Origin of the sequence: Photobacterium salinisoli (assembly GCF_003614885.1) — a bacterium.
Taxonomy (GTDB): Bacteria; Pseudomonadota; Gammaproteobacteria; order Enterobacterales; family Vibrionaceae; genus Photobacterium; species Photobacterium salinisoli.
Window position 1 is genome coordinate 199,335 of sequence record NZ_QZMS01000013.1, and the last position, 11,955, is coordinate 211,289.

The 11,955-nt window shown below is 50.4% G+C and carries 14 protein-coding genes; 4 read left to right on the forward strand and 10 right to left on the reverse strand.

Annotated elements, in window-relative coordinates; translation table 11 throughout:
* Nucleotides 1-332 precede the first annotated feature (332 nt).
* The 3 genes from rpsI to zapE all read right to left on the reverse strand — a co-directional run bounded on the left by rpsI (nt 333) and on the right by zapE (nt 2,492).
* Entirely contained in the window at nt 333-725 is a 393-nt protein-coding gene (gene rpsI / locus D6M16_RS18740; protein WP_027253694.1) for a 30S ribosomal protein S9, read from the reverse strand.
* A gap of 15 nt (nt 726-740) precedes the next feature.
* Nucleotides 741-1,169 (reverse strand): 50S ribosomal protein L13, encoded by a 429-nt coding sequence (gene rplM, locus D6M16_RS18745; RefSeq protein WP_027253695.1) that lies wholly within the window; start codon nt 1,167-1,169, stop codon nt 741-743.
* A gap of 219 nt (nt 1,170-1,388) precedes the next feature.
* Nucleotides 1,389-2,492: a cell division protein ZapE gene (gene zapE, locus D6M16_RS18750; RefSeq protein WP_120513398.1), complete on the reverse strand. Its 1,104-nt coding sequence runs from the start codon at nt 2,490-2,492 to the stop codon at nt 1,389-1,391.
* A gap of 209 nt (nt 2,493-2,701) precedes the next feature.
* Between zapE and zapG the strand changes: the two genes are divergently transcribed.
* The 3 genes from zapG (at nt 2,702) to degS (ending at nt 5,819) form a co-directional block, all read left to right on the forward strand.
* On the forward strand, nt 2,702-3,139 hold the full coding sequence (gene zapG / locus D6M16_RS18755; protein WP_120513400.1) for a Z-ring associated protein ZapG: 438 nt from the start codon (nt 2,702-2,704) through the stop codon (nt 3,137-3,139).
* Between the two features lie 83 nt (nt 3,140-3,222).
* Nucleotides 3,223-4,593, forward strand: coding sequence for a Do family serine endopeptidase (locus tag D6M16_RS18760; protein ID WP_120513401.1), 1,371 nt, complete (start codon nt 3,223-3,225; stop codon nt 4,591-4,593).
* 161 nt (nt 4,594-4,754) lie between these two features.
* Nucleotides 4,755-5,819: an outer membrane-stress sensor serine endopeptidase DegS gene (degS, locus tag D6M16_RS18765; protein WP_046220582.1), complete on the forward strand. Its 1,065-nt coding sequence runs from the start codon at nt 4,755-4,757 to the stop codon at nt 5,817-5,819.
* A gap of 90 nt (nt 5,820-5,909) precedes the next feature.
* Here degS and murA read toward each other — a convergent pair whose 3' ends face one another.
* The 7 genes from murA to mlaF are packed head-to-tail and all read right to left on the reverse strand — an operon-like array spanning nt 5,910 to nt 10,554.
* Entirely contained in the window at nt 5,910-7,166 is a 1,257-nt protein-coding gene (murA, locus tag D6M16_RS18770) for a UDP-N-acetylglucosamine 1-carboxyvinyltransferase (RefSeq protein WP_046220583.1), read from the reverse strand.
* A gap of 10 nt (nt 7,167-7,176) precedes the next feature.
* Nucleotides 7,177-7,431 carry a BolA family iron metabolism protein IbaG gene (gene ibaG / locus D6M16_RS18775; RefSeq protein WP_027253701.1) on the reverse strand — a complete coding sequence of 85 codons (255 nt, stop codon included), beginning with the start codon at nt 7,429-7,431 and terminating at the stop codon, nt 7,177-7,179.
* Between the two features lie 26 nt (nt 7,432-7,457).
* The gene (locus D6M16_RS18780) at nt 7,458-7,769 is read right to left on the reverse strand and encodes an STAS domain-containing protein (RefSeq protein WP_120513403.1); all 312 of its coding nucleotides are present in this window, start codon (nt 7,767-7,769) and stop codon (nt 7,458-7,460) included.
* 2 nt (nt 7,770-7,771) lie between these two features.
* Nucleotides 7,772-8,407, reverse strand: a complete 636-nt coding sequence (gene mlaC / locus D6M16_RS18785) for a phospholipid-binding protein MlaC (RefSeq protein ID WP_120513405.1) — start codon at nt 8,405-8,407, stop codon at nt 7,772-7,774.
* Between the two features lie 11 nt (nt 8,408-8,418).
* Nucleotides 8,419-8,898 carry an outer membrane lipid asymmetry maintenance protein MlaD gene (gene mlaD / locus D6M16_RS18790; RefSeq protein ID WP_120513407.1) on the reverse strand — a complete coding sequence of 160 codons (480 nt, stop codon included), beginning with the start codon at nt 8,896-8,898 and terminating at the stop codon, nt 8,419-8,421.
* Nucleotides 8,899-8,900: 2 nt separating this feature from the next.
* Complete coding sequence (gene mlaE, locus D6M16_RS18795; protein ID WP_120513409.1) at nt 8,901-9,683, reverse strand: lipid asymmetry maintenance ABC transporter permease subunit MlaE; 783 nt, start codon at nt 9,681-9,683, stop codon at nt 8,901-8,903.
* Between the two features lie 58 nt (nt 9,684-9,741).
* Entirely contained in the window at nt 9,742-10,554 is an 813-nt protein-coding gene (gene mlaF / locus D6M16_RS18800; RefSeq protein ID WP_120513411.1) for a phospholipid ABC transporter ATP-binding protein MlaF, read from the reverse strand.
* A 419-nt stretch (nt 10,555-10,973) separates the two neighbouring features.
* Between mlaF and D6M16_RS18805 the strand changes: the two genes are divergently transcribed.
* On the forward strand, nt 10,974-11,942 hold the full coding sequence (locus D6M16_RS18805) for a calcium/sodium antiporter (RefSeq protein ID WP_120513412.1): 969 nt from the start codon (nt 10,974-10,976) through the stop codon (nt 11,940-11,942).
* The last annotated feature ends 13 nt before the right edge of the window (nt 11,943-11,955 follow it).

Consider the following 11,955-nt stretch of genomic DNA (forward strand, 5'->3'; position numbering starts at 1 on the left):
AGACAAGGTAAACACCGCAAATGTGAGAGATTTGTGGGGATAATTTCCTTGGTCGTCAAGATGAAAAAATGCAAACTATGGTGCCAATTATTCCACTTTTTTTGACAAAACCCCTGAATGTGTCGACAAAACAGCATTAAGGTCCTAACAAGGGTTGCCGTTCAGAATAAATCACGCTAAAGCGTGACTTGTGCCTCCCGCAGTACTGAAACGTGGAAGCGCTCCGACGACCAGCCAGCAGTGAACCGGCTTAGCGAATAAACGCAAAAAGCCCAGCACAATGGCTGGGCTTTGATGTACACAGTAACCAGAGAAATCTCTGGTGCGTTGAATTAACGCTTAGAGAACTGTGGACGACGACGTGCTTTACGCAGACCAACTTTCTTACGTTCAACGCGACGTGCGTCACGAGTAACGTAGCCAGCGGCACGCAGAGCAGGACGTAAAGTCTCATCGTACTCCATAAGAGCGCGAGTGATACCGTGACGGATCGCACCAGACTGACCAGTGATACCACCACCTTTAACAGTGATGTACAGATCCAGTTTCTCAGTCATATCAACCAGCTCAAGAGGTTGACGAACAACCATGCGAGCTGTTTCGCGGCCGAAGTACTCTTCGATGCTGCGCTTGTTGATTACGATGTTGCCAGTACCCGGTTTTACGAAAACGCGAGCAGCTGAGCTTTTGCGGCGGCCAGTGCCGTAGTATTGATTCTCTGCCATTGTCATGTTCCCCAATTAGATGTCTAGAACTTGTGGCTGCTGTGCAGCGTGGTTGTGCTCGCTACCTGCGTAAACTTTCAGTTTACGGTACATAGCACGGCCTAGAGGACCTTTAGGAAGCATGCCTTTAACAGCAATTTCGATGATCGCTTCTGGCTTTTTCTCCAGCAGCTTGTCGAAGCTGATAGTTTTCAGACCGCCGATGTAGCCAGTGTGACGGTGATACATCTTATCAGTACGCTTAGCGCCAGTAACTGCTACTTTCTCAGCATTGATAACAACGATGTAGTCACCGGTGTCAACGTGAGGAGTGTACTCAGGCTTGTGCTTACCACGCAGACGAGATGCGATTTCAGTTGCCAGACGACCCAGTGTTTTACCTTCAGCGTCAACAACATACCAGTCACGTTTTACAGTTTCTGGTTTAGCAACGAAAGTTTTCATGCTAATTCTTACCCAATTTTAAATAGTTTCACTTTCCAAGAACGCAAAGCGCTCTCTCTGTATATAGAGCCCAGTCATCACCCCTTCGAGTGGTTGGCACTCCCGGCATAACGCCGTCACAGGTACGGTGGGTCGCGAGAGTATACGGAAGCATGGGGAAAAAATCACCTTTTTTTCCAAAAAAGTTCAGCACTTTTTCCCGGAAAAAGAGCACTGCCGTTAAGCCAGATGCGGCCTGGCCAGATATTCATGACTCTGCATTTCAATCAGACGCGAGCAGCACCGCTTAAACTCAAAGCTCAGGCGCCCGGATTGATACAGCTTGTCCATCTCAGCTTCAGCCGAAATGATCAGCTTGACATGCCGCTCGTAAAACTCATCGACCATGGCAATGAAACGGCGGGCAGCATCATCATCTTTTTCGGTCAGCACTGGCACACCGGACAACAGAACGCTGTGATAGGTATGCGCAATATCCATATAGTCTGACTGACTGCGCGCCCCGCGGCACAAGGCATCAAAGGTAAAATGCACCACCCCTTCCGCTTCATGGCACGTAGCAATCGGCCTGTCATTGATCAGTATGGTCTGGCCCTCGTGCCGGGGAGCCGCAGACAACTGCATGAAATAACGCTGCATATTCTCTTCTGCGCGGGCATCGAGCGGCCAGTGGTAAATTTCGGCCTGCTCCAGTGTCCGCAGACGGTAGTCAACACCCGAGTCGACATTCACCACCTCACAGTGTTCCTGAATTAACGCAATCGCCGGCAGAAAGCGCGCACGCTGCAGGCCATTTCGGTACAGTTCATCCGGCGGGATATTCGAGGTGGCCACCAGGGTGATCCCGCGGCGGAACAATGCTTCGAACAAGGTACCCAGTATCATGGCATCCGTAATATCTGACACAAAAAACTCATCAAAACAGATGATGTCTGTTTCCTGCTTAAACGTGTCCGCCACTCTTTCCAGCGGATCGCTCTGGCTGCCAAGCGACTGCATTTCCTTATGAACGCGATGCATAAAACGGTGAAAATGCATCCGCATTTTTCGTTCAGTCGGCAAGCACTCGAAAAAGGTGTCAACCAAATAGGTTTTGCCACGTCCGACGCCCCCCCAGAAGTACAGCCCTTTCACCGGTTTGAGCGGTTCAGCGGTCTGGCGCTTAAACAGCCTGCCCATCAAAGAAGGTTTTGATGGCTCGGGTTGCGGGGCCTGCATGCGATGATAAAGATCATTGAGGTGAGAAACCGCCATTGCCTGGGCAGCGTCAGGCAAAAAGCCAGTTTTTTTCAGATCTTCTTGATAGCGTTGTTCTGGAGTCATCCTCATCCTGCTCAGTCACCAACAGCGGTGCGCCCGGTGACAAAATAACCGGATTCACAGCTTCTAATATGTCCATCTTTGGTCGTAGATAGTACCACGACACTTCATGTGCATGTATAGTAACTAGATAACCACCCAATAAGCACATTACGCTTTTGAGATAACAAAACAGGTCAACCTGTTGTACTCACAGTCACAAGGAGTTTTTCATGGCTTGGATCTACGCGATTTTGATTTTCGCAGCCGGCGCACTGGTCGGTGCCTTTGCCGCTCGTTTGGGGAACAAAAACCTGAAACAACAGAAAGAATTGCAAAAAGAGCTCGATAAAACCAAATACCAACTGGAGCAGTACCGCCAGGAACTGGTTGATCATTTCGCGCGCAGCTCTGACCTGCTGGACAACCTGGCAAAAGATTACAGTAAATTGTATGAGCACATGGCAAAAACCTCCGCTGAGCTGATGCCAAATTTACCGGAACAGGATAACCCCTTCTCTCAGCGCATCAGCACGCTCACTCCTATCGCTGATGAGCCAGAAGCCGTAGCAGAAGAGCTGGACACGCATCAGCCTCGGGATTATGCCAATGGCGCATCCGGCCTGTTACGTGCTGAGCAGAAACAGGCAGAAACTGCAAAAGCCAGTTAAGAATTGTTACAATTTTGACATTTATTGGAACTTTGCTCCGGTTTACAAGTCACAATTAGCACTTGTTAAACCGGAGTTGAGTAATGATGAAAAAACCTTTACTTGTAATGACTGCGCTGGCGTTGAGTATTAGCGCGGTGATGTCCCCAATCACTGCTTCCGCTGCGCTTCCTTTGGCTGTTAATGATCAGCAACTTCCCAGCCTCGCCCCCATGCTGGAGCAAGTGACCCCTGCTGTGGTCAGCATCGCAGTAGAAGGCAAGCATGTTGCCAAGCAAAGAATTCCCGAGGCGTTCCGCTATTTCTTTGGTCCTGACTTCCCCAATGAGCAGGTTCAGGAGCGCCCGTTCCGCGGACTGGGTTCCGGGGTCATTATTGATGCAGATAAAGGCTATGTAGTTACCAATCACCACGTCATTGACGGTGCGGATAAAATTCTGGTTCAGTTGCATGACGGCCGGGAAGTCAAAGCCGAGCTGATAGGCAGTGACAGCATGTCAGACATTGCCTTGTTGCGTCTGGATAACACCAAAAATCTGAAAGCCATTAAGATTGCCGACTCGGATCAATTACGTGTCGGTGATTTCACCGTTGCCATTGGCAACCCGTTCGGGCTGGGTCAGACAGTCACCTCAGGTATTGTCTCGGCGCTGGGCCGCAGCGGACTGAATATCGAGAATTTCGAAAACTTTATTCAGACCGATGCCGCCATTAACAGCGGTAACTCGGGCGGTGCGTTAGTCAACCTCAATGGTGAACTCATCGGTATCAATACCGCGATCCTGGGCCCCAACGGCGGTAACGTCGGTATTGGTTTTGCCATTCCGGCCAATATGGTGAAAAACCTGACCAGCCAGATCCTGGAATTTGGCAAAGTGAAACGTGGCGTGCTGGGAGTTCAGGGCGGTGAGCTGACATCAGAACTGGCCGAAGCCTTTGGATACGAAACCAATCACGGTGCATTCGTCAATCAGGTCATGCCTGGTTCCGCAGCTGAGAAAGCCGGCCTGAAAGCGGGCGACATCATAGTGTCAGTCAACGACAAAGAAATTCGTACCTTCAGTGAGTTACGCGCTAAAATTGCCACTCTCGGCGCTGGCAAAAACGTCGATTTAGGCGTACTGCGTGACGGAAAAGAGAAAGAGTTCAGCGTCACTTTGCAAGAAGCCGAGATGAGCAACCTCAAGGCCGATCACCTGCATGAAAGCCTGGCCGGCGCCGAATTCAGTAACACCACGGCGGACGACAATACCAAAGGGGTGAAAGTCACCAAGATAGATCCACAGTCACTGGCGGCCCGCTACGGACTGAAAGAAGGCGACATCATTATTGGTCTTAACCGCCAGCCAATCGGCAATCTGGGGCAACTGCGCAAAGCCCTTGATAGCAAGCCTTCCGTGCTGGCACTGGAAATCAAACGAGGCAATAACGAGCTTTACCTCATTATCCGCTGACACAATCCGGTCCGGGCAACTGCCCGGACTGTTTTTCCTGCGGCATTTCTGCCATCTCCTTCCTGCTTCGACTTGTTGATAACTGGATGTAAATGCTATTCTCAATCGGTTTTTAACCTTTTGCTTTAATGGTAAAGCTTGAGTCAATCAGGGGAGCATCAATGCTGGCATTTTTAGGTCGATCCGCCTTAATGGGCGTGCTGACGGCTGGAGTATTGCTACTTGCTTTCCCCAGTCTGCGCAGCCAGATGTTTTCTCCGGATGCTGCTCTTAATGGCCAGCCCGATGTCCCGCAGCAAATTTCCTTCAGTTATGCTGTCCGCCGCGCCTCCCCTGCTGTCGTGAATATTTATAACCGCCGCTACAATGCTGAAGATCGCCTGCAATTAAGTACGCAGGGCCTGGGCTCGGGCGTTATCATGAGCGATAAAGGCTATATAGTGACCAACTACCACGTAGTTGCCGAAGCGGATCAGGTGATAGTGGCACTGCAGGATAGCCGCATTTTTACTGCCCAGCTGATAGGTAAAGACAGGCGCACCGATATCGCGGTACTGAAAATCCAGGCCGAGAACCTGCCTGTCATACCACTGAACCCGGATTATCCTCCCGCCGTGGGTGATGTGGTTCTGGCTATCGGCAACCCCTATAATCTGGGACAGACCACTACCTACGGTATCATCTCTGCCACCGGGCGCTCCGGCATGAGTTTCTATGGCCGACAGGATTTTCTGCAGACCGATGCGGCAATCAACGAAGGCAATTCAGGTGGCGCGCTGGTCAATACCCGTGGTGAGCTGGTCGGTATCAACACTGCTTCTTTTCAGCAGGCAACCGACATTGAAACCTACGGTATTTCCTTTGCTATTCCCTATCAGCTCACCCAAAAGATCATGAATAAACTCATCGCAGATGGTCGGGTGATCCGCGGTTATATCGGTATTGACGGCCGTGAAATCAATCCGGTTATGGCTCGTCTGTATGATGCGGAGCAGGTCCGAGGGATCATAGTGATGGGTATGGATCCTGAAGGGCCGGCATCCAAAGCGGGCTTCAAGGTGCAGGATATACTGGTTGAGATTGACGGCAAGCCAGTGACAGATATGCGCAATGTGCTCGATATAGTCACTGAACTGCGCCCTGGCACCTATGTCGATATGACGGTGCTGCGCAACGGTAAACCTAAGAAGTTAACTGTCCTGATTGGCGATGAGCCAGACAGATAATAAAAGAGCTGAAAAAACAGTGGGATTGCATCAGCGAACAATGTCCAGACACTGAAAACAGTGACTGGACATTCAGATTACTTTGGCAGCTTATTCGCTGAAGCGCTCAATCTTCATTCCCAGACCACGCAGCTTCTCTTCGATATGCTCGTAGCCACGGTCAATATGATAAATCCGATCAACAATCGTCTCACCTTTGGCGATGTTACCGGCGATCACCAGGCTGGCTGAGGCACGCAGATCGGTTGCCATCACCTGAGCGCCGCTCAATCCGTCAGTATCACCACAAATCACAGTGTTACCTTCGATTTCAGCATGCGCACCCATACGAATGAGCTCAGGAATGTGCATGAAGCGGTTTTCAAAGATCGTTTCAGTAATGATGCCGGTACCTTTGGCAACCAGATTCAGCAACGAAAACTGTGCCTGCATATCGGTCGGGAAACCAGGGTGCGGCGCAGTCCGGATATTGACGGCGGTCAGCTCGCGACCTGTCATGTCCAGACTGATCCAATCGTCACCGGTCTCAATCAAGGCACCGGATTCTTCCAGTTTTGCCAATGCGGCTTCAAGTAGCGAAGGACGGGTGTTACGACACACCACTTTTCCGCCAGAAATCGCTGCAGCGACCAGGAAGGTACCGGTTTCAATGCGATCCGGCAGCACTTCATGATAACCACCGCCCAGACGCTCAACACCTTCGATAACGATCGTATCTGTACCGGCACCCGAGATTTTCGCGCCCAGGGTGTTAAGGAAATCGGCCGTATCGACAATCTCCGGCTCACGGGCGGCATTTTCAATCACGGTTGTGCCTTGTGCCAGCGTCGCCGCCGACATAATGGTCACAGTCGCGCCAACGCTGACCTTATCCATCACTATGTGGGCACCTGTCAGACGGCCAGCCACTTCGGCTTTTACATAGCCTTCTTCCAGAGTGATAGTCGCTCCCAGTTGTTCCAGGCCATGAATGTGCAAATCAACCGGACGGGCACCGATAGCACAGCCACCCGGCAGCGATACCTGGCCCTTACCGAAGCGGGCAACCAAAGGCCCGAGTGCCCAAATCGAGGCACGCATGGTTTTCACCAGATCGTAAGGGGCACAATATTCATTGATATTACTGGCATCGACATACACAGAGCCATTACGCTCCACTTTTGCGCCTAAACGGCTCAGCAGTTCCATGGTGGTGTCAATATCACGCAACTTTGGAACATTGCCGACTTCTACCGGCTCTTCGGCCAGCAGTGAGGCAAACAAAATTGGCAGGGCAGCATTTTTTGCGCCCGAAATCGCGACTTCACCGCGGAGTGGGCCATTGCCCTGAATTCGAAACTTCTGCATTGGTTATCTCTTACAAAGACATCAGCTTCTTGTCACGCGCCCACTCTTCAGGAGTGTAGGCTTTGATTGACAAGGCATGAATGGCGTTACTGGCAATATGCGACATCAAAGGCGCATAGACTGCCTGCTGTTTTTTCACACGGCTCATGCCGTCAAACATTGCACCGACAGCAATCACCTGATAGTGGCTGCCTTCGCCATTCACTATGACTTCATCCAGCTCCAACGCATTTTCAAGAATTTGTTTAATTTCAGATATTTCCACAAGCTATCCTCTACTTGAGCTGTTGATCATTCCATACAGGCAGCCAGCACAGTGTCGACATGACTAAGGCGGAGCAGGGTTAACAATTGTTGCGGTACACCTTGCAGCGCAAGATGACGTCCTGCCTGAGTAAGTTCCCGGTGCAAATGCAGCAGCATAACCATACCCGCAGAGTCTACCCGAGTCAGGTCAGACAGTTCGATCGTGACCTTAGCATCTTGTGGCATCCATTCACGTCTTTGCTGCCAAAAGGCTGGCACTGTGTCACGTTCCAGCGCCCCTGACAAGCGGTAATGGCCATTTTCCTGCACCTGCCAATGGACGGCGGGATTCCCCATGGTTATTTTTCCTCAGGTTTGATTGGCTTAGCTGCCAGAGCACGCAAATCCTGCGTGACCTTGTCGACACCCTGCGTGCGCAGTTGCCCGCTCCATTCACTCTGTTTGGTTGAAATCATGCTGACCCCTTCGGCCACCATGTCATAACCTTGCCACTCATTCGTCTGCTTATTCTTACGCAGTTTGAAATCCAGACGAATAGGCGGACGTTGCGGATCCAGAATATCGACACGGATTGACACAATAGAGCTGCTGGCCGGCACCGACTTCACCGGTTCCATCCGAATATCCTGATTCGTGTACTGCGTCAGCACCTGCGCATAAGAGGCGACCAGATAATCGGTAAATGCATTTACAAAGTTATTGCGCTGCTCTTTGGTTGTCTGCTTCAATTGCGGCCCAAGCACTTTATAGGCGGCATAACGGGTGTTGATATAAGGCAGCAGTTCCTGACGAACCACAGTGCGTAAATAGTCCGGATTACGCTGAATCTGGGACTGCTCGGATTTCAAGCGGGCAAATGTCTGCTGCGACACGGCCTGCATCATTTTATAAGGGTCGGTTTTATCTACAGTAGCGGCGCTGGTAAAGATCGGTATACACGCTATCGTAAGACATAAAATCTTCAGAAATTTCATTGTACTCTTCCTTATTTTTCGCCGTCGTTGCCTATGCTGTACAGCACCTGGCCAATCATATCTTCCAGCACCAGTGCCGATTTGGTGTCTTCAATGAAGTCACCGTCATCCAGCATCACAATCCCTTCGTCCACGAAACCCGGAGACAGTCCGAGATATTGCTCGCCCAGTAAGCCTGAAGTAAGGATGGCAGCGGAACTGGTTTCTGGAAAGTAGCCATATTGCTTCTCAATGGCGAGTGTCACTACGGGGACATAAGACTCCGTATCCAGGGTGATATTACTCACCGTGCCAATGGTCACCCCACCCACTTTTACCGGTGAACGAACTTTCAGTCCGCCAATATTATCAAACCGTGCTTTTAAGTCGTAAGATTCAGAATTACCGAAGCTTTTAACATCCGCCACTTTAAATACCAGCACCAACAGCGCCACAATGCCTGCTAATACAAAACTGCCGACCCAAAGTTCTAATTGCCTGTTCTGTTGCATGATTAATTCCCAAACATGAGTGCTGTCAGCACAAAATCTAAACCTAATACCGCCAGTGACGAGTTCACGACTGTCCGGGTAGTTGCCCGGCTGATACCTTCTGATGTCGGTACGGCATCAAAACCATTAAAAACGGCAATCCAGGTGACGGTGACGGCAAAACACAGCGACTTAATCAGGCTGTTGCCTATGTCATAGCCCAGCTCTACTGATGACTGCATCACTGACCAGAAGCTGCCATAATCAATGCCTTTCCAGTTCACACCCACCAGCTGGCCGCCCCAGATGCCAACTGCAATAAAAAGCATTGTCAGTAGCGGCATGGAAATAACGCCCGCCCAGAAACGCGGTGCGACCACACGGCGAAGCGGATCTATAGCCATCATTTCCATGCTGGAAATCTGTTCGGTGGCTTTCATCAAGCCAATTTCAGCGGTCAGGGCCGAGCCAGCCCGGCCGGCAAACAGTAAAGCGGTGACCACAGGCCCCAGCTCCCGCAACAGTGACAGTGCCACCATCTGGCCCAGGCTGGTTTCTGCACCAAAATCCACCAGCACAATAAATCCCTGCAGGCTCAGTACCATACCGATAAATAAGCCCGATACCATAATGATAGCGACTGAGAGCACCCCAACCGAATAAAGCTGTTTCAACAGCAATGGGAACATTTTGGCGGGTTGCGGTTTACTCACCAGTGCGCCGGATAACAGCAGGGTTGCCCGTCCCATGGTACGGCAACTGGACAGCGTACTCTGGCCCAGCTGCACGATAAAATCCGTTAACATAATATGGAATTACCTTTCTTCATTCGCGATGACTCACCAACTCAGTGCAAGTTAGCGGTTACGACAAAAACTGGCTGAAAAGATCCTGCTCCAGTGCCTGTGCAGGGAAGTTAAAAGGAACAGGGCCATCCGCTTTACCATCCAAAAACTGACGAACCCGCTCATCAGGATTGGCGTTCAGTTCATCCGGGGTGCCGCTGCCAATAATTTTGCCACCGGACAGCAAATACACATGATCGGCAATACTCATCACTTCAGGCACATCGTGTGACACGATAACCGAGGTGATGCTCAGGGCCTCATTAAGGTTATGGATCAGCTTAACCAGTACTCCCATGGTAATAGGATCCTGCCCGACAAAAGGCTCGTCATACATGATAAGGTCTGGATCGAGTGCTATCGCCCGCGCCAGCGCGGCGCGGCGTGCCATACCACCGGACAGCTCGTTAGGCATTAAATTCGCCGCTCCCCGTAACCCAACAGCTTCGAGTTTAAGCAACACCAAAGTATGCAGTAACTCTTCTGGCAGATCGGTGTGTTCGCGCAAGGGAAACGCCACATTGTCAAAAACCGTCATGTCGGTAAACAGCGCTCCGGACTGAAAGAGCATACTCATCCGCTTACGCGCCCGGTACAAGTCGTTGCGCGACAAGGCTGGGATATTTTTATCGTCAAACCAAATCTCCCCCTGATCCGGCATAATCTGGCCACCGATCAGACGAAGCAGGGTCGTTTTACCTATGCCAGACGGGCCCATGATGGCAGTGATCTTACCTTTCGGCACCTCCAGTGACACATCATCGAAGATGTTGCGTTCACCCCGGGAAAACGTCAGGTTGTTAATTCGAATTAACGCTTCGGTTGCTGTCATAACCTTCCTAAATACCCTTGCAGCAGTGATTCATCCGGAATGCACGTCGATGCAAGCATAATTGAATGTAATTAATTAGTTATATTGCATGTGGTTGATCATAGGTAGATTCCCTGACCAACTCAAGGTAATACCTGTCAGCTCGTTGTGATTTTTCGTTCTTGGCCATAGCCCGGATCACACAGACCCGTTCAGGTTATGAATCTTGTTTTTTATAACATAAAAGTCCTGAATGAAACCAATCCCGCAGTGTATTCAGTGCCATAAACACACGCACTTTACATCAGTGGCCTATTTCCCATATAAAGATCACAGCACACAAAGTAAATACTCTCGGCTTTTCCTTCCATTTTCGTCAGTGAAACGTCAAAATTACCCCCTTAAAAACCAGCTCATTGAAAAATCTATAAGGGTTAATAATGCTTGAAGCCATCTTGTTACTCGGTATCGGACTTGCGTTACTGGTATGGAGTGCGGATCGACTTGTTTTTGGAGCAGCAGCCTTAGCAAGGAATTTAGGGGTTGCCCCGCTCATTATTGGTATGACTATATTGGCGATGGGCTCTTCCGCGCCGGAAATGATGGTCTCTGCCACTGCCGCGCTGGCAGGAAAAACAGACACCGCCGTCGGTAACGTGCTGGGTTCAAACATTGCAAATATTGCGTTAATCCTGGGTTTAACAGCTATTCTCAAGCCGTTATCTATCAGTTCCGGCATTATTCGCCGTGAACTCCCACTGATGATGGTGGTCACACTGATTGCCGGTGTATTGCTGTGGGACAGTTATTTAGGCTTCTTTGAAGGCGTCCTACTGGTCGTTTTGTTTGTTATTTTTATTCTGGCGATGCTGACAATCAGCCGCCGCGGGAATAATGGTGCTCAAGACATACTGCTGGAAGAGCAGGAATCTGAAATTCCCCAGGGCGTCAGCAATATGGCGGCGTCAGTATGGATTGTCATTGGATTGGTATTGTTGCCTTATGCGGCCAACATGCTGGTTGATTCTGCGGTGACTATTGCCAAATACTTCGGCATGAGCGATCTGGTTATCGGCCTGACGATTATTGCCGTCGGTACCAGCCTGCCAGAACTGGCGGCGTCGATCTCCAGCATCCATAAAGGCGAAGACGACATGGCAGTTGGTAACATTATAGGTTCCAATGTCTTCAACATTCTGGCTGTGATGGGCCTGCCGGGCCTGCTCAACCCCTCAGTGATCAGTCCGCTGGCGATGGGACGAGACTTCTACATCATGCTGGGCCTGTCTGTCCTGCTGGTGCTGATGGCACTGGGTAAACGCCGTCGTATCAACCGCCTGGAAGGCTTGATTCTGATTTTATGCTTTGTCGCCTATCAGAGCTATCTGCTTTATAATATGGCGGCTTAACCGAGAGCGAAAC